Raw genomic sequence first — 17,071 nt, forward strand, 5'->3', positions numbered from 1 at the left:
AGGGCCTTCCGGGCTCTTTCTTTTCTAGTCAAATAGCGTGTTTTTTTCTGGATGGCGCATAAAGTCAAACAGCATGCAAAGCTGTGAGGGTGTGTTTCGTTTTGGAGAAAGCGGCGGGAGCCTGTCCTCCGGAAAAAAAGCGGCATGGTTCGTCTCAATTCCCGTTTCCCCCTGCCCGCCCGTTATGCTGCATGCAATGAAAATTTTATAGTAATGATACGGCTGAGGCGGATGGGGATGCTTTTGGCTGTCCAACACGGCCAGCAATCGGGACGGTTCTGTATCGTACCCCGACTCTTCTTTGATTTCCTTGACCACGTTTTCAGCCGGTGATAAGCCAATCTCGCAAAACCCGCCCGGCAGTGACCACAGCTCATCATGCTTCTCCCGAACAAGCAAAATCTGATGATCTCGGAATACTGCGCCGCGAACATCCGCTTTCGGTGTCGGATAGCCTTTCTCGCCCTTCCATAAATCAGTGATCACCTCAATTTCCGTTTGCGTGTAATCCGCCATCATCTCTGCGCTTAGCTTCATCAGCTCTTCGTACCTTTCCCTGTCATACACATCCTTTGAAAAAGTGAGTCCCGCCTGCGCGATCGCCCGAATCCGCATCGCCCGTTCCATCCATTTGGTTTGCACTTTTATCACTCATCCTTTCACATTATTTTCCGCTATAAAAAAAGCACGTTTCCCACTGATGAAAACGTGCAACTGTAAATCTATTTCTAATCTAACTCCACCAAATAATCAATATTGTCCTTCACTCTTTCTTCAATTTTAGTGGTTGTTGAATTATTAGCTAAAAACGGATTATATACCAGTGTGCAATGTTTTTGTTCCCCTTTAGGGATGACATAACTGAGTACACCTGTAACCTTTTTCCCTGATACTAATGTTCCTCCCATAAGCATTCTGCCCTGCTCTTCTATAGAAAAAACTGGCCGGACTGATTGATCATTCTTGTCTTTTAAGTCTATCCCGATAAAATTGTAGCTTATTGAGTCTTTCCCTATGTTTTCTATCGTAACTTCTATAATGAGCCGTTCCTCATCTTCTTTTAATGTTTTTGACTTAGAGTCTACAGCTCCTCCAAATTCCGTATATTCACCTTTTTGCACTCTATCAACTTTATTCACTGTAAAATTCGTATGTCCTGCTTTAAACGTTTCTCCTATTTTATGTATTTGATCATCTTGTTTAATCTTCGGCTCACCGTGTTTTTTCAATTCCTTATCAATTTCCTTTTTAAGCTCTTCTTCAGATTTTTTCTCTTTCGGTTTTTCTTTTACTGACGCATCGCTCGATTGGCTGCACGCGGAAAGCGCAAGCCCGATCGTCAGGGCAAATAATAGTATTAAGACTTTTTTCACGACTGTTCCCCCATCTAAAGTAATCGATTTCTATTATAATCAGATTTTACCTTTTCCTGACAGGTAATAAAGTAACAATTTTATTTATTTTATCTATTACCAACTGACTCTTTTCTAGTGTTTGAACATTTTTCACTAGTTCATTAGTCCTTTTCATCAAAAAAACCCGAGCTGGCAGCAGCCGGCTCGGGCAGGTGGTCAATCTCGCTTATTCATATCCCTTTTCTCTCTCGGTTCCTGTTGTTGTTTTTGGTGCTCCGGAGGCTGCGTCGTGCGTTCCATCTCCTTTGTATCTTGTCCCATTCCCTTTAAAAACGAGAAAAGCAGTGTAATTGATTTGTTGATTTCCGGGTCTTTGAGCGAACGAATGATATCGAAATAACCTGTTTTCTCTTCGCTGTCCTTCTGTTCCACCGCGTTTGCCACCCCCGCATTCACTTTCAAAATGAGGGGCTCCAGCTGTTTCACATCCAGCATGCCGAGCGTTCCAAACAGAAGAAGCAGATTTTTCAGCGTATTGGCTGTTTCCTCTGTATCTGCTTTTTTGACTAGGATATCAAGAACTTTATCCCCTTGGCCAAAAAGGCCGCGGAGCAACGGCAGGACACCGCGCTCATTCATGTGGCCGAGCATATGCAGCGTTTCTAGAATGGCTTCCTTATGTTCAACCAATGCATCTTCAATTTCTTTCATATCCTGCTTTCGCTGGTCCTCTTCGGTTACTTGGATTTTCTGGATTTGTTTAATCGCTTTAGCCATTACGCCCAATCCCCCTTTTCACTGCGTCACCAGGGAAAATATAATCCTTCCGCGCCCATTTCTTTTGCACTTGCACACCGATTTGCGGCTGCGGGTTGCCGTTGCGGTGATTGATTTTAGGGAGCGGAGTGGTTCCGTCGCGCTTCAAAATTTCCATTTTGGCTGATGTTTCTTTGTATGCCGGCGTATCGGTATCCTTATCGGCATGGCTGCCTGTTAACAGGTTGATCGCTGCTTCCCCTGAATCGTTCATTGGCAAATATACTTCCTTCCCTTTGACACGATCAGTGATCAGGCATTTCACTTTGACATTTCCGAAAGGCGAGGTGAGTCTGACAAGTGTTCCGTCCTGAATTCCCCGTTCTGCCGCTAGCTCAGGAGAAATTTCTAAGAATACTTCCGGTGTCTTCTCCGAAATCCCTTTTGATTTGTAGGTTAAGTTTCCTTCATGGAAATGTTCTAAGAGCCGTCCATTGTTGACGTGGATATCATATTCCTCACCGAACTCATCAGGCTCTGTCCACTGAACAGAATAAAGAATGGCTTTGCCGTCCGGAAAAGGAAAGCGCTCTGTAAAGAGTAAAGGCGAATCCTTGCCATCAGCGCTTACAGGCCATTGAAGAGAATTGTAGCCTTCAAGACGTTCATAGGTGACGCCGGCATAAATCGGTGACAGCATGGCTGCTTCTTCCATAATGTCACTAGGGTGTTCATAGCTCCAGCCAGCGCCAAGCTTATTGGCTACTTCCATAATAATTTGCCAATCAGGCTTTGATTCGCCCAACGGTTCAAACACCTGATACAATCGCTGAATACGACGTTCTGTGTTTGTGAAAGTACCCTCTTTTTCAAGGCTTGGGCTCGCAGGAAGAACAACATCGGCATACTCTGCTGTTCGTGAAAAGAAAATGTCCTGCACCACAAAGAAATCAAGCTTTTCATATGCGGCGTGCACATGATTGATGTTGGAATCAACCAGCCCCATTTCTTCCCCTTTTACATACATCGCTTTCAGCTGGCCGGAATGGATTTTTTCAATCATTTCGTGATTGGTCATGCCCGGCTCCTTCGGCATCGGCCCCCCCCACGCCCGCTCGTATTTTTGGCGGACTTGTTCATCCGTTACATTTTCATAGCCAGGCAGTTTGTTAGGCATGCTTCCGAAGTCACTTGCCCCCTGCACGTTGTTATGACCGCGCAACGGATAAGAGCCTGTTCCCGGTTTTCCGTAGTTTCCTGTCACAAGCAGCAGATTCGAGATCGCCGTGCTCGTGTCGCTTCCGCCAATATGCTGTGTCACACCCATCGCCCATAATGCGCACACACTGTCAGCCTGACCGATCATCTCGGCCATTTCGATGAGAGTTTCTCGATCTATTCCGGTTTTCTCCTCGGCATATTCGAGTGTGTATGGCGCCAGGCTTTTTACGTATTCATCCCGTCCGTTCACTTTTTCTTGTAAAAAGCGTTCATCAGCCTTGCCGTTTTCAATCAAATATTTGGCGATGGCATTCAGCCAGACGATATCTGAACCCGCACGCGGCTGAACAAATAAATCAGAGCGCTCTGCCATTTCGTGTTTTCTGATATCCGCTACGATCACTTTCTGTCCTCTCAGCTTATGAGCCCGTTTAATGCGAGTGGACAAGACTGGATGGGACTCAGACGTATTCGAACCGATAATCAACACAAGGTCCGCTTGCGCGATATCTGTAATTGACCCTGAATCACCGCCATAGCCGACTGTTCGGAACAGGCCGGCAGTCGCAGGTGATTGACAATAGCGCGAGCAGTTGTCCACGTTATTTGTGCCGATGATCCCTCTTGCCAGTTTTTGCATGAGGTAGGATTCCTCGTTTGTGCATTTAGAAGATGTAATAAAGGCCAGTGAATCAGAGCCAAACTCGTCTTTCAAATCGGTGAACTTGCTGGCGATCAACGTTAACGCTTCCTCCCATTCCGCTTCACGGAAATGGTCGCCTTCGCGGATCAGCGGTTTTGTCAGACGCTCCTCGCTGTTTACGAAATCCCAGCCAAACTTTCCTTTCACACAGGTAGAAATGCCGTTCGCCGGTGCTTCCTCCTGCGGCTCGACTTTTAGAATGTCTCTGCCCTTTGTCCAAACATCAAAGCTGCAGCCGACCCCGCAGTATGTGCAGACGGTTTTCGTTTTCTTGATTCGTTCATCACGCATGGCGGATTCCATATCAGAAATGGCGAGAATCGAGCCGTACCCTGTCTCTACGCCTTTCGTAATCTCGATCATCGGACGGAGCGTTTCGTGATCAATGCCTGTTAAATATCCGGCTTCCCCTTCCATTCCTTTTTCCATCATCGCGTTACACGGACAGACCGTTGAACAGTGGCCGCATGACACACAAGACGACTCATTGATCGGCACATCATTATCCCAAATGACGCGCGGGCGTTTCCGCTCCCAGTCAATGGTCAGTGTTTCAGTCACCTGAACGTCTTGGCAAGCTTCAACACAACGGCCGCACAAAATACATTGGTCTGGATCGTACCGGTAAAACGGATGAGACTCATCCTTATGATAAGGCTTATGGTCAAACGGGATGCTTTGGTGATTGACTTTCATTTCTTTCACCGTATTATGTATTTCACACCCCCCGTTGTTGTAATCGCAAACTGTACAATAAAGCTCATGATTATATAAAATCTTGTCCATCCCGATGACCTGCGCTTTTTTGACATCAGGCGAAAGCGTATCAATGACGTCCCCATCCTTTACTTCAGCGGAGCACGATCTCTTTAGCTCACCATTGATGCTGACGATGCACGTATCACATGTTTCAATCGGCCCTAAGCTGGGATGATAGCAAACTTGCGGCACTTCAATCGAACTGTTGTTCAAAAGCTGCAGCAGCGTTTGATCTTCGGAGGCTTCCATTTCAACGCCGTTTATTGTGATTTTTTTCTGTTGAGCCATCTCCATTCCCCTTTCTTGCCAGTGTATATACCGAATTACCCATTTCTGTTCCCTTACAAGTGATCAATAAAACATACAAAACGCACTCAAATGTTTTAGCACATTCACACCGGGAAACGAGGTGGTAGATGAAAAAGGAGGGATAACATGAACAAAACAATGTCTGTTCTAACCGCGACAGCCGCACTGACAGGCTCTCTTTCCAGCTTTGGCGCAGCACCTTTTCCAACCCCTGTAAAGGCCGAAACTCAAGCAACAACGCTCTCCGAAGATACGAATCAATCCGCCGCCGAGCTTGTCAAAAACCTCTACAATACCGCTTACACAGGGGAAATGCCTCAGCAGGCGCAAGGCCTTACCATTAACAAAAGCACGAAAGGCGATGTCCATGCTAAATTAGGGGAACCGGAACGGCCGTCCGGAGGAGACAATCGGTTTGATTTATATCACTGGAATATGGGGAACCCGGGCTACGGATTTTCCTATCATCAAGACATGACCATTTCAGAAATCCGCTACTTTGGAACCGGCGTGGAACGGCAGCTAAATTTAGGAGGGGTTACCCCGGAAGTGCTGCGAAATGAATTAGGCGCCGCTAATCGAGTGTTAACCGTCCCGTTTACCGATGAAATAGATTATGTATATGATACAGGCCGATATGAACTCCATTTTGTAATTGGCAAGGACCAGACCGCCGACCATGTAAACCTTAAAGCGAAATAATCACATCATGCGGCTGTTCAGCCGCTTTTTTATTGGACAAATAGAGGGTATATTCCTTACAATACATGAGAGTTGAAGCAGAGACGGGGTATCAATTCTCAATGAAGCGAAATCGATGGATATATGCAGCTTTCACCATGATGATCATAGCGATGGGGCTGGGATCCAGAACATACTCAAGTGTTCTGCCGGATGCCGTCAATCCTTATCTGGGGGACTCGCTGTGGGCGGCCATGATTTATATGGGATGCGGGTTTCTATTTCGGAAAATGAAGACAATGATGACGGGCATGATCAGTCTTTTTTTCTGTTTTTTCATTGAAATCAGCCAGCTGTATCACTCAGATTGGATCGACCGGATCAGAGACACTTCTCTTGGCGGCCTTGTACTGGGGTACGGTTTTTTATGGAGCGATATCGAAGCGTATACGATCGGAATTGCACTCTGTGCAGCCATAGAACTGCTCGTCCTGGGAATCAAAGAGCGCCGCAAAATGTGACGCTTTTTCATTTAGAAAACAGCCCGCACTGAGAAAGAATCGTCTCGGCATCCAAGAGCGTGGCCTTGCTTATCGTGGCTTGATGTTTATCCATAAATGACTGAACGGCATGATATCCAACCGCATAACCCGCAAAAGCCGATAATCCCGCAGGCTCAAAGCCTTGTTCTTTAGCAATTGGATCACCAAACATATAACGGCTCACTTCCGAAAAACCTTTCACATCCAGCACCTCATTGATGACTTCAATGGAATACTGCAAATCTTCTTGATCAAAACGTGTTACCCAAGGACCCAACTGCTCTTCGCCAAACAGTTCTCTGGCAAATGACTCAGCCAACCCTTCAATCACAAGATAATCCCCGACACTCACAGAGCCATGATGAAAATCAACATACGAAAACCGCAGATTATGATGAAACTCATGAGCAATAATTGAAGGAATTCTCGGCAGGTTATAGCTGTCCGGATCCATACATGAATAAAGCCCGGTATCCCGCCAAATCCGCAATAGCCTTTTTGCAGCTGAAGTTTATTGGGCTCAGCGATATAAAGGCCGAATTTGACCTCGTCTGCATTCACCCGCAGCTGTTCGCGCTCAGCAAAATGGATACATTGTCGCAGCGCAGATTCAGCTGTCTCTTCAGCACATGATTCTTTCAGTATTTGCAGTGCTTTCTGTCCGGCTTCAGCGTCACGGACATCCAAATAACCAAGCATTTTCACAGCCATCAACACATCATAGCCGTTTGGCTCCTTTGCTTTCAGCGGAACTTGGATGGTGCTCCACATCTTCTCAAACGGCCTCATCATTGAAAATCGAAACTCATCATCTCTTTTCTGTTCTTCCATTGAAAAAAACTTTTCATATTGTTCAAAGGTTTTTTCCATTACAAGATTCATCCTGATTTCCCCCTTGTTAAAAACATACGGTATGCCGCAGCGTAAGGGTCAACATGGAAAATTAAGCCCTTTTGCACTGTAAAATCATCCAAAGCCGCCGATAGGTAAGGCATAGGAGGTGGAACGATGGATATTCCTGCTTTATCAGTTGCGATGCATCAAGCATCACTTGCCCAAAATGTTGATATCGCTTTAACGAAAAAAGTGTTGGACACGGCCCAGCAAAATGCCGATCAAACCTTAAAGATGATTCAGCATCCGACACTCGGACAAACCATTGATATAAAAGCTTAATCACACACCAAAGGCGGCCAAGAACTCCATCCTCCCGGCCGCCTTTATTGTTCACAAAAAAGCATGCATGTTTTGGCTGTTCCTCCGTATGATTTATTGTTTGCCATATGAAGGAGGTCATTAAAAGACATGAAAAGACTGTTTACGAAAGCTTCATTGATATTATTCGCAGTTGTATTTATTTTTGCCGTCAAAGGAACGCCCGCCAACGCCGAAACCCATGCCTACGATGGAAAAAGCCCTTATTACAATGATTGTGCATCCAGCGGCTCTACAAAAAAATCCTCAAACTTAGTGAATGCCAACAATCAAGTCATCGGGGTGATCGAGCTCAAATTCAGCAGTACATGTAAAACGGCTTGGGCAAAAATCACGATGAATCATACATTGACGTCAGGCTATGAAGCAAATGCGGAGATTACCCGGAACACGGACGGAAAGAGATATAACTGTGATTCTGCAGGTGGCAATGGAAAAGCTGTGGCCGGCCAAAAATCTTGTTATACACCGATGGTATATGATTTGGATCCACGGACTTCTTACGCTTTCGGCAAGTATTCAGGACCGAATCTGAATGTTTGGGCCACTACAGGCTCTTACTAAAAAGAAAAAAGGCTGTCCAAACGGGCAATATCCGCGGCAGCCTTTTCGTATTAATTCGCTTCTCTTTGTTTTTTAACCTCTTCAAGCTGAGAGACCGTCACCAATTGATAGCCTTGATCGGTGAGCTTTTTGATAATTTCATCGGCCGCGTCAGCAGAGGTGCGGTAAATGTCGTGAATCAAGATCGTTCTTCCATCTCCCGCCTGACTCATGACCCGGTCAACGATTGTTTTTTTGTTGCGTTCTTTCCAATCTTCCGGGTCAATATCCCATAATGCGACATCCATTTTCAATTGACTCCGCAGCTCATCATTAATGCCGCCGTATGGAGGTCTTACAAGCGTCGGGCGGTATCCGCTTATTTTTTCAATAATATCCTGCGTGTCGTTGATCTGCTTTAACGCTTCTTTTACTGAAAGCCTTGTGAGAAGCGGGTGGCTCCATGAATGGTTCCCCACCTCATGTCCTTCTTTCAGCATCCTTTTAAGCGTTTCCGGATAATATTGCACCCTGCTCCCGAGAACAAAAAACGTGGCATGCCCCTTATGTTTCTTCAAGGAGTCCAAAATTTGATTTGTTGTCGCAGGATTCGGGCCGTCATCGAAAGTAAGCGCAATGACTTTTTGATTTGGATCAACTGTTTCCTCTTTGGGTAACGAAATCACTTCATTCTTCGGTTTTTGTTCTTTGATTTTATTTTTGTTTTTTGCTTTATCAATATACTGTTCTTTCACGATGTCTTCCAAGAGGGTTTTCTTGATCGCAATTGATTGCTCCCCAAGATAGCCTGCTGCGACCTGATATGTATCGAAATAAAATTCGATATAATCTTGCTTGATGGCAAAGCGGCTGAAATTTTCTTTTTTCGGTGCCGTCCCTTCCTTTAACAGCGCTTCGTCAGCAGCAATGTCCTTATCTTTTTTCAGTTCATGATAAGCGATTAACGAAAGCTTATGTAAATAGTCAGCGTCCTCTTTGAAAACATCATCAATCGAAAGAAAAGCTTGTTTACTAAAATCATAGTTAAACGTTTTTTTTACGGTTTGCCCGTGTGCACCGCCGATATATTTATATTCATTAAATACAATCGCTACTGTCTGTGTGGCGTAATGGACAATTTTATAATCAACATTTAATTCGTTGCGTTTTGTCGTATGCTCCTGATCAATGTCTTTTGTTTCCTTTTGAAATTGGCGAACCTCTTTCTCTGCGAAACTCTTTAATGCGGCATCCATTTTTTTATTTTTAAAAACTGGATAATTGACTGCGTAATTGAACGTTTTCCCGTCGTTCACAAGCGTTGCGATCTCCACGTTCCCATACTGAGAATCAGTTTTCACTTTAGTCATAACCGTTTCTTTTTGTAATGAATTATGGAAAAAGCCAATAAGGCCCGCCACACATACAACTGCTAATAAGATATGAAACCATTTGATTCTTTTTGCCAACAACCCAAATTCCTTCTTTCATAACCATTTCGACTTATCCTTTATCAGTTAGAAATGTATCTATTTAGAAATATTTTTGTAACATTATAGTAACATTTATTTCACATTTGTAATAATATGAGATTTAGTAGTTCTTGTCAATCCTTTTTCAGGGATTTCATCATAAAAAAATCGATTTCACGAATGTACATACACCCAACTCACACATCAAGAATATGGTAAAAGGAATAAAAAAAACATGGGAGGTTTTCCTCTTGGATTATCCTTTGAATGAACAGACATTTGAACAAATGACACCTTATGATGAAAGACAGCCTTATTATTATCCGCGCCCGAGACCGCCATTTTACCCGCCTTATTATTACCCTAGACCGTTCTATCCGTTTTATCCGCGTCCGCCTTACTATTACCCGCGCCCGAGACCGCGCCCACGACCTCCTTACTACCCTTGGTCCGGTTATGGCGGCGGTTTCGGCGGCGGATACGGTGGAGGTTACGGCGGAGGTTACGGATACTAGGCGTCGTTTACCAAATGGGGGCAGTCCAGCTCCCTATTTTTTTTGTTTTAAAAACGACAATATCATGACAAATATAGGAAATGATTGTGATTCTCATAGCCGTCTTGTTACGATAACAATAGCATGCAGTTTTGGGGGAGGCGTCTATTTTTGGAGAATACAAGTGATTCTGCAGCTATATCTGAAACGAAATACATAAAACCTTCAAATCGGGTAACAATTTACGATTTTATCAAACTTGCAAAACCCGGCATTATCATATCAAACTCGATAGCAGCCTTCGGCGGATTTTGGATCGCATTTGCAAGCGCAGAAAAACCATTAACCGGAATGGCTTTTTTGATGACAATGGTGACAGCAATGTTTGGAACCGCGTTTGTTATGGCTTCCGGAACTGTTTATAACAACTATTTTGATCGGCATATGGACGCAAAAATGGCACGCACCCGCAGCAGAGCCTCGGTCACAGGGAAAATGCCGCCAGCTATGCTCTTAACGTATGGCTCTGTTTTAGGAATCACCGGTCTTGCGATGCTCTATTCCCTCAATCCATTAACTGCCCTTCTCGGACTGGCCGCTTTTATTTTTTATGCGATTATCTATACGATATGGGTGAAACGAACTTCTGTGTGGAGTACATTTGTCGGGAGTTTCCCCGGAGCTGCGCCGCCATTGATGGGGTATTGCGCGGTAACCGGAGACATCAGTATGACTGCAGTGCTGTTGTACGCGATCATGTTTCTGTGGCAGCCCCCGCATTTTTGGGCGATTGGGATCAGACGCAAAGAGGAGTATCGGGCAGCGGGCGTTCCGCTCTTGCCTGTTGTAAGAGGAAATCATGTAACAAAAATAAAAATGATTCAATATCTTGCAGTTTTGGTGCCGGTCACGTTATTATTTCCTTTTACTCTCGCCAGCGGCCATATCAGTCCATTTTATTTCTTAGCTGCCCTGGTTCTCGGAGGCATATGGATCAAAAAAAGCATCCAGGGATTCAAAACAGATGATGACGTGAAGTGGGCAAAGGATATGTTTGTCTACTCGCTCATTTATTTTTGCTTGCTGTTTTTGATTATGATGGTTGATTCATTTGTGATGTTTTTGATCAGATAATAGTTATGCAAAAAGAGTCACACATTAATGCGACTCTTTTTTGTTTGGAAACACAGCATCTAATAGAAATGTCATGATCAAAAACACAGCCATGCAAATCAAAAATCGTACGATCTCACTCAAAATCCAGCTATCAGCAATACGCATACCATCGGTTTCTCGTAGGCTTGCATATATCGAAAAAATCATGAGTATGTTTTTTAGGGTTTCTTTGTTCATGTAATTCCATCGCTTTCTTGAAATGATTACTGTAATGCAAAAATAAAAGATGAGGCAAAATCCATCCGCTTAAAAACATGTCCGCATCACTGCATGTTTTGATTGTATGAAATCCTTGTTGTTTCAGCCAGCCATTTGCAAAGTTCAGGCAAACAGATAAAAAACAATAGACACTTGTAAGTCCTCTCCCTTTGCTTAAAGCTTTATTTCAGTTTAGATAACAAATTTTAATTTCAGGCCTTATCCAAGGTTTACGAAACTTCTTGCTCGAACTACCGTATACCTTATCAGGAGGGATCAAACGATGAAAGAGTATGAATTCGTAAGAGTTGAACTGAGTACGATGAGAAGAAGGCCTAAAGAAGACTACCAGCAAATCATCCATAACTATGCGAAAAGAGGCTGGACATTCATTCAGATTTTCGCTCCCAGTATCGATGGGTATGGAGCGGCTGCTTATTTTGAAATCATATTTGAAAGAGATGCGGAAAAAGCTTAGTCTATGTGTCTAAGCTTTTTTATTTACCCTTTGTATCCCAATCTCGTTGCGGGCCATCTATACAATTTCTGCAAATGCAGCATCACATGCTTTTGCTAAATCTCGCGGCGCTACCTTTAGCTGCATACCGATTTTCCCTGCACTGACAATGATAAAATCAAGTGTTTCAGCGGCCGCATCAATATATGTCGGGAACCATTTTTTCATGCCAATTGGTGAGCAGCCGCCGCGAAGATAGCCAGTTACCCTTAATAGCTCCTTCATTGCAATCATATCTACTTTCTTTTCACCTATTACCTTTGCCGCCTTTTTTACATCTAATTCCTTTGCAACAGGTACAACAAAGACGTAGTAATGATGGGCTCCTGCTGTTGCCACCAATGTTTTATATACATACTCCAAAGGATATCCGATTTTTTCCGAAACAGAGACGCCATCTACCGGCTGGCCCCCTCCTGTTTTGTAGCCTAATAACTCATAGGAGATGTTCTGCTGTTCGATCAGACGAACCGCATTCGTTTTTGCCATTTTTTTCGCCATCCTTTTCCCCCACTATCAAAAAAATTCCTGAAGTCCTGTATGTCTACTTTATTACAGTCAATATAAATACTATCACTAGAGATATCCATATTCCACCAAGTTGCATGTCCAACTCCCAAAACACAGTCATTGTCCTCACACCTTTCGTTCTATTCTGAGTTAACATGAAATAAATCAGGAATGAACGAAATACACCCACATACAATTTGTATGAATGTAAAATGAAGGAGTGGTTGCTTTGTATCCTTACTTTCATAGTCCTCCGTCAATTCCTTACTTTACACCTACCCATAACTCTCAGAGAAATCCAGACTTTACAGAAAGACAGCGAAGAAGACAAATCACATTGAATGTAGATGGCGTTGTACCGCCATCTTCCTATGAGGATCTCGGAGACGGGTTTTATTCTTACGCATGGACGAACCAACAGGTCATAAATCCGGGTGAATACCTTGTTTGCCACCTTGAAGGAAGGGATATAAAAGTGATGAATGGCGGGTTTGCATCACGCGATACTGCTCCATTGTATGCGATCGCAAGCTTTCCAAGGAGAAGAAACCAATGGGTTATTACGCTTCATAATCCTGTTCAAACCCAAAGAGCCATATCGCTTTATCTGATTGCGAAAATGTGATACGAAATGTCCTCAGAAAGCATTCAGGTGGCTTAATGGTCCTTCTTGAAACGAACAGTTACGAGAAGGATGAACCTTCTTGATACCGCATCTAAACGAGATCGGTGAATAACTTTTTATGAATCAACACCTTATTTCCGTAAGAATGGACAAAAGAATTTGACTCATGGATTATTTTAAAGAAGGACAATCAGGAAATTGTAAGAGGAACCATTTTTAGGTGACCATTTAAAACAATAAAAAAAGCAGGCATTTCGTCTGCTTTTTTGAAGGGCGTGTAAATAGTTTAAACCCTTCCTCTAAACTGAGAGCGGGTTTAAACAATGATTTATGAAGTTTCCTTACTCATCTTTTTTATCTTTGTCGGTATCTTCAGGATCCTCAACTGGATCTTCTGGATCAGGATCATTATCGTTTTCATCATCTTTATTGATGGTATCATCCTCGTCGACACCTGGGACGTTGTTATTGTCAGTATCTTGGTTGTTGCCGTTTTGATCTTGATCGTTCTCCTCGACGTCTGGAGCATTGTTATCATTATCATTATTATCTTGACCAGTATTACAGCCCATTAATACAAAACTGGATAGGAACAACGCACTTATGATTTGCAGCCATTTTTTCATATCCACCCTCCTTTCTTCTTTTTGATCCCTATCAGTTTGTCCAGCATGTTTACTTTCATTCGTTTGCATTCTTATATGTTCTTTTTTTAAAACTGAAAGGAAGTGGCTCGAAGATGAAGCAATACCGATAAAGATAACGGCTCTTTTATTTAGCGATGAGGAGTTCGCATCGTAGCTAACCGCATGAGCGTGGATTAAAATGAAAGAAGCTGATCACATCCTTTCATTCCATCAAAGAAACCCTTCCATTTAAGAAGGGTTTTCCATTCTGCAATACTCAAGTCTGCGACCGCAAGCCTAGCATGAATTGGCGCACTTGTTATCTTGATCGTGTCATAGATGAGAGACGATACACTCTGCCTGCCCCTCCAGTTTAAATTCTCCAAAACCGGAAGGCAGCAGCATATGATCTCCTTTTTTGAAGGTATTGACATTCTCACCGGAGATCATACGACCTTCTCCTGCAATAACACTGACAAGAAGGAATGGTTTTTGCTGCTTTAAGCTTGCTGATCCTGATAAACTCCACTTTTCCACTGAAAAGTAAGCGCATTCAATCAATGTGGCTGTAAGCAAATGATCTCTTTGTTCATATCGAACAGGTTGCCGATCCGGTATGGATGGGGCCTCTATCACTTCTATGCTTTTTTCCAGATGCAGCTCTCGCAGCTTGCCTTGTGCATCTTTTCGTTCATAATCATATAATCTGTAGGTTGTATCTGAATTCTGCTGCGTTTCCAAAACGAGAATGCCTTTTCCAATCGCATGAATGGTACCGCTTGGCACATAGAAGAAATCCCCCGGCTTTACCTTTACGCGGCGCAAGAGTTTGTCCCATTCTCCAAGCTCTATCATCGAGCTCAGTTCTTCTTTTGTTTTTGCGTTGTGGCCGTAAATGATCTCCGCATCTTTTTCACAATCAATGATGTACCAGCATTCGGTTTTTCCAAGTTCCCCGTTTTCATGTATTTTGGCGAACTCATCATTCGGATGCACCTGAACGGATAAATCTTGATCTGCATCTAAGATTTTTGTAAGAAGTGGGAAACGATCCCCTTCCAGATGTCCGAATAAATGTCTGTGATGATCCCATAATTCGCAGAGCGTGAACCCTTTATACATTCCGCTTCGAACAATGCTTTGTCCATTTTTATGAGCGGCAAAAGCCCAGCACTCCCCTGTTCGTTCTGACGGAATGTGATAGCCGAAATCAGCTAAAGCGGTGCCGCCCCAAATCCTCTCTTTGAAAACAGGCTTGAAAAATAACGGTTCAGTCGTCATGTAAATCCCCCCGCATTAAATGATTTCATCCAGCAGCTTGTATGCTTCTTCTTTGGTTTGCACGGAGAGCAGCCGCTTTCTATAACTGTCATCCATTAGTTTTCGGGATAACATCTGCAATATTTTCAAATGCTGGTTCCCTCCGCTCTCTTTCGGTACAGCAATCATAAAGATTAATTTAGCATCTGATCCATCCAGGCTGTTCCAGCCAACACCTGATCGTTTGATCCCAAAGGCAACACTCGGCTTCCTGACCGCCTCAGACTTTCCGTGCGGAATCGCGATATTCATGCCAATTGCCGTTGTACCCTGTTGTTCACGATCCAAAATAGCTTGTTTAAACCCGCTCTCGGACAGCAGCATACCTCTGCGGGACAATTTCTGAATCATTTCATCAATAATGTCGTCTCTGGTTTCTCCGGATAAATGTGGTTCAATCAACTCTGGGCTGATGATGTCTGTCAGTTTTTTGATGTCCTTCATTTGAGCTTTTTGGCTTTCAGCTTGAATTGGCTTCTGTATGTCTTTTACTGAAGCAGCTTCACTTGGCGCGGCAGACGGTGCAGTTTCGCTGAGCACAGGAGACGCCGCCGTAATATCCTTTTTTAGTACATTGACGAACAGAGCAGTGACAAGAGATCCTGCAATCACAGCAATAAAAAACATCAAGACATGATCAACTGCACCAAGCACTGCAACGATAGGTCCGCCGTGCGCCACTCTGTCTCCCACATTGCCAATCATCGCTATGACAGAACCAGTCATAGAACCTGCCATAATACTGGGAATGACTCGAAGAGGATCCTGCGCCGCGAATGGAATAGCTCCTTCAGTGATGCCGAAGAGTCCCATCGTAAATGCCGCTTTCCCCATTTCTCTTTGCGGCACCTCGAATTTTCTTTTTCCAAAAAACGTCGCAATGCCGAGGCCAATCGGCGGTATACAAATGGCAACTGCAATTGGGCCCATGATTTCGTAGTTTCCCTCACCAATCATGGCCGACCCGAACAGAAATGCCACTTTGTTTACGGGGCCACCCATATCAAATGAGATCATCGCGCCTAAAATCAATGCCAGAAGGATCGAGCTCGAACCTTGCATCCCCGCCAGCCAAACCGTTAAAGTTGTGAAAATTTGAGCTACAGGTGCGCCGATCAAAAACACAAACGCTAACCCTACAATCAGTGATGCAAACACCGGAATAATAATAATCGGCATGATCGGTTGGATTGCTTTTGGAACTTTTAATTTTTTGATCCCAAGTGCCGCGTATCCAGCCAAAAATCCGGCAATGATTCCGCCGAGGAAACCGGCGCCGCTTGCGCTGTCATAAAAACTTCCAGCAGCTGCAATATATCCGCCAATCATTCCTGGCACAAGTCCCGGCTTATCAGCGATGCTATATGCGATATATCCGGCTAATATCGGGATCATGAATGAAAATGAAGCACTGCCGATCTGTTCAATCGTTTTCCAGAAGGAATCATCCGGAATAACTAATCCTTTAGGTGTTTTTTCGCCCCCAAGCGTTAATGCAACCGCTATCAATAATCCGCCGACGACAATGAAAGGAACCATAAAAGAAACGCCGTTCATTAAATGACGGTAAATCGGATTTTGCTTCTTCTCCCGAAGATTACCGGATTCCGATTTTGAAGCGGAATGATAGACCGGTATATCCCCGCTAAGTGCTTTTTTAATCAATTCTTCCGGTTTGCGGATGCCGTCCTGAACCCCGACAGACAGCAGTTTTTTCCCTATAAACCGATCTTTGTTTACGGAGCGGTCTGCCGCAATAATGATCGCGTCTGCCTCCTGAATTTCCTCAGCGGTTAGCTCATTTTCTACCCCGATTCCGCCCTGGGTCTCAACTTTAATGCGAACGTCTAATCTATCAGCAGCCTTTTGCAGGTTTTCCGCTGCCATATACGTATGGGCAATTCCATTCGGACAAGAGGTTATCGCTAACAGTTTCATATAAATCCTCCTTTAAACTATGAATCGTAAGATCTTGACTCAACTGTATACTGAAATCAGGCCGTAAAAATCGTTTTATTTTACCGTTAATTCCGGAAATAAAGGCATTTT

At 43.8% G+C, this 17,071-nt stretch carries 17 protein-coding genes and 1 pseudogene; 8 read left to right on the top strand and 10 right to left on the bottom strand.

Annotated features, from left to right (window positions below):
• Positions 1-24 precede the first annotated feature (24 nt).
• The 4 genes from V6D41_RS10525 to fdhF all read right to left on the bottom strand — a co-directional run bounded on the left by V6D41_RS10525 (position 25) and on the right by fdhF (position 5,082).
• Positions 25-651: an NUDIX hydrolase gene (locus tag V6D41_RS10525; protein WP_333518174.1), complete on the bottom strand. Its 627-nt coding sequence runs from the start codon at positions 649-651 to the stop codon at positions 25-27.
• A gap of 77 nt (positions 652-728) precedes the next feature.
• Positions 729-1,373 (bottom strand): DUF4352 domain-containing protein, encoded by a 645-nt coding sequence (locus V6D41_RS10530; RefSeq protein ID WP_148963896.1) that lies wholly within the window; start codon positions 1,371-1,373, stop codon positions 729-731.
• A 198-nt stretch (positions 1,374-1,571) separates the two neighbouring features.
• Positions 1,572-2,132: a DUF1641 domain-containing protein gene (locus V6D41_RS10535; RefSeq protein ID WP_148963897.1), complete on the bottom strand. Its 561-nt coding sequence runs from the start codon at positions 2,130-2,132 to the stop codon at positions 1,572-1,574.
• Positions 2,125-5,082: a formate dehydrogenase subunit alpha gene (gene fdhF / locus V6D41_RS10540; protein ID WP_333518175.1), complete on the bottom strand. Its 2,958-nt coding sequence runs from the start codon at positions 5,080-5,082 to the stop codon at positions 2,125-2,127. The genes V6D41_RS10535 and fdhF overlap by 8 nt, the downstream gene beginning before the upstream one ends.
• Before the next feature lie 147 nt (positions 5,083-5,229).
• On the opposite strand from fdhF, the gene V6D41_RS10545 reads away from it, so the two are divergent.
• Both V6D41_RS10545 and V6D41_RS10550 read left to right on the top strand, forming a co-directional pair.
• On the top strand, positions 5,230-5,805 hold the full coding sequence (locus V6D41_RS10545) for a YjgB family protein (protein ID WP_333518176.1): 576 nt from the start codon (positions 5,230-5,232) through the stop codon (positions 5,803-5,805).
• Between the two features lie 101 nt (positions 5,806-5,906).
• Positions 5,907-6,305, top strand: a complete 399-nt coding sequence (locus tag V6D41_RS10550) for a ribosomal maturation YjgA family protein (protein WP_333518177.1) — start codon at positions 5,907-5,909, stop codon at positions 6,303-6,305.
• 7 nt (positions 6,306-6,312) lie between these two features.
• Here V6D41_RS10550 and V6D41_RS10555 read toward each other — a convergent pair.
• Positions 6,313-7,208, bottom strand: a pseudogene (locus V6D41_RS10555) (DUF2268 domain-containing protein).
• Between the two features lie 126 nt (positions 7,209-7,334).
• Here V6D41_RS10555 and V6D41_RS10560 point away from each other — a divergent pair.
• Together V6D41_RS10560 and V6D41_RS10565 are read left to right on the top strand one after the other, a co-directional pair.
• On the top strand, positions 7,335-7,502 hold the full coding sequence (locus V6D41_RS10560; protein WP_087990841.1) for a YjfB family protein: 168 nt from the start codon (positions 7,335-7,337) through the stop codon (positions 7,500-7,502).
• A gap of 129 nt (positions 7,503-7,631) precedes the next feature.
• Positions 7,632-8,105, top strand: coding sequence for a YjfA family protein (locus V6D41_RS10565; protein WP_333518178.1), 474 nt, complete (start codon positions 7,632-7,634; stop codon positions 8,103-8,105).
• Between the two features lie 50 nt (positions 8,106-8,155).
• On the opposite strand, the gene V6D41_RS10570 is transcribed toward V6D41_RS10565, so the two are convergent.
• The gene (locus tag V6D41_RS10570; RefSeq protein ID WP_333518179.1) at positions 8,156-9,556 is read right to left on the bottom strand and encodes a polysaccharide deacetylase family protein; all 1,401 of its coding nucleotides are present in this window, start codon (positions 9,554-9,556) and stop codon (positions 8,156-8,158) included.
• Between the two features lie 251 nt (positions 9,557-9,807).
• Here V6D41_RS10570 and V6D41_RS10575 point away from each other — a divergent pair, with 251 nt between their 5' ends.
• The 3 genes from V6D41_RS10575 (at position 9,808) to V6D41_RS10585 (ending at position 11,902) form a co-directional block, all read left to right on the top strand.
• The gene (locus V6D41_RS10575; protein WP_148964337.1) at positions 9,808-10,071 is read left to right on the top strand and encodes a spore coat protein; all 264 of its coding nucleotides are present in this window, start codon (positions 9,808-9,810) and stop codon (positions 10,069-10,071) included.
• 123 nt (positions 10,072-10,194) lie between these two features.
• Entirely contained in the window at positions 10,195-11,184 is a 990-nt protein-coding gene (gene cyoE / locus V6D41_RS10580; protein WP_087990838.1) for a heme o synthase, read from the top strand.
• A 523-nt stretch (positions 11,185-11,707) separates the two neighbouring features.
• Positions 11,708-11,902: a DUF4177 domain-containing protein gene (locus V6D41_RS10585; RefSeq protein ID WP_333518180.1), complete on the top strand. Its 195-nt coding sequence runs from the start codon at positions 11,708-11,710 to the stop codon at positions 11,900-11,902.
• A 57-nt stretch (positions 11,903-11,959) separates the two neighbouring features.
• Here V6D41_RS10585 and ybaK read toward each other — a convergent pair whose 3' ends face one another.
• Positions 11,960-12,442, bottom strand: coding sequence for a Cys-tRNA(Pro) deacylase (gene ybaK / locus V6D41_RS10590; protein WP_333518181.1), 483 nt, complete (start codon positions 12,440-12,442; stop codon positions 11,960-11,962).
• Between the two features lie 238 nt (positions 12,443-12,680).
• Between ybaK and V6D41_RS10595 the strand changes: the two genes are divergently transcribed.
• Positions 12,681-13,076, top strand: a complete 396-nt coding sequence (locus V6D41_RS10595) for a hypothetical protein (RefSeq protein ID WP_333518182.1) — start codon at positions 12,681-12,683, stop codon at positions 13,074-13,076.
• A gap of 341 nt (positions 13,077-13,417) precedes the next feature.
• Here the strand turns inward: V6D41_RS10595 and V6D41_RS10600 are convergent, their stop codons facing one another.
• From V6D41_RS10600 to V6D41_RS10610, 3 genes are all read right to left on the bottom strand, one after another.
• Positions 13,418-13,702, bottom strand: a complete 285-nt coding sequence (locus V6D41_RS10600; protein ID WP_202328421.1) for a hypothetical protein — start codon at positions 13,700-13,702, stop codon at positions 13,418-13,420.
• Between the two features lie 333 nt (positions 13,703-14,035).
• Positions 14,036-14,983: a mannose-6-phosphate isomerase, class I gene (gene manA, locus V6D41_RS10605; RefSeq protein WP_333518183.1), complete on the bottom strand. Its 948-nt coding sequence runs from the start codon at positions 14,981-14,983 to the stop codon at positions 14,036-14,038.
• Between the two features lie 15 nt (positions 14,984-14,998).
• A complete protein-coding gene (locus V6D41_RS10610) occupies positions 14,999-16,960 on the bottom strand; it encodes a fructose-specific PTS transporter subunit EIIC (RefSeq protein ID WP_333518184.1) in 1,962 nt (653 codons plus the stop codon).
• Positions 16,961-17,071: the final 111 nt, after the last annotated feature.

Source organism: Bacillus sp. 0102A (assembly GCF_036765155.1).
Taxonomy (GTDB): domain Bacteria; phylum Bacillota; class Bacilli; order Bacillales; family Bacillaceae; genus Bacillus; species Bacillus subtilis_G.

Bases quoted from the DNA above. Each gene is read 5' to 3' on its own strand.
- V6D41_RS10535 (WP_148963897.1), bottom strand. From the start codon at position 2,132: ATGGCTAAAGCGATTAAACAAATCCAGAAAATCCAAGTAACCGAAGAG.
- fdhF (WP_333518175.1), bottom strand. From the start codon at position 5,082: ATGGCTCAACAGAAAAAAATCACAATAAACGGCGTTGAAATGGAAGCC.
- V6D41_RS10545 (WP_333518176.1), top strand. From the start codon at position 5,230: ATGAACAAAACAATGTCTGTTCTAACCGCGACAGCCGCACTGACAGGC.
- V6D41_RS10550 (WP_333518177.1), top strand. From the start codon at position 5,907: ATGAAGCGAAATCGATGGATATATGCAGCTTTCACCATGATGATCATA.
- V6D41_RS10560 (WP_087990841.1), top strand. From the start codon at position 7,335: ATGGATATTCCTGCTTTATCAGTTGCGATGCATCAAGCATCACTTGCC.
- V6D41_RS10565 (WP_333518178.1), top strand. From the start codon at position 7,632: ATGAAAAGACTGTTTACGAAAGCTTCATTGATATTATTCGCAGTTGTA.
- cyoE (WP_087990838.1), top strand. From the start codon at position 10,195: ATGCAGTTTTGGGGGAGGCGTCTATTTTTGGAGAATACAAGTGATTCT.
- V6D41_RS10585 (WP_333518180.1), top strand. From the start codon at position 11,708: ATGAAAGAGTATGAATTCGTAAGAGTTGAACTGAGTACGATGAGAAGA.
- ybaK (WP_333518181.1), bottom strand. From the start codon at position 12,442: ATGGCGAAAAAAATGGCAAAAACGAATGCGGTTCGTCTGATCGAACAG.
- V6D41_RS10600 (WP_202328421.1), bottom strand. From the start codon at position 13,702: ATGAAAAAATGGCTGCAAATCATAAGTGCGTTGTTCCTATCCAGTTTT.
- manA (WP_333518183.1), bottom strand. From the start codon at position 14,983: ATGACGACTGAACCGTTATTTTTCAAGCCTGTTTTCAAAGAGAGGATT.
- V6D41_RS10610 (WP_333518184.1), bottom strand. From the start codon at position 16,960: ATGAAACTGTTAGCGATAACCTCTTGTCCGAATGGAATTGCCCATACG.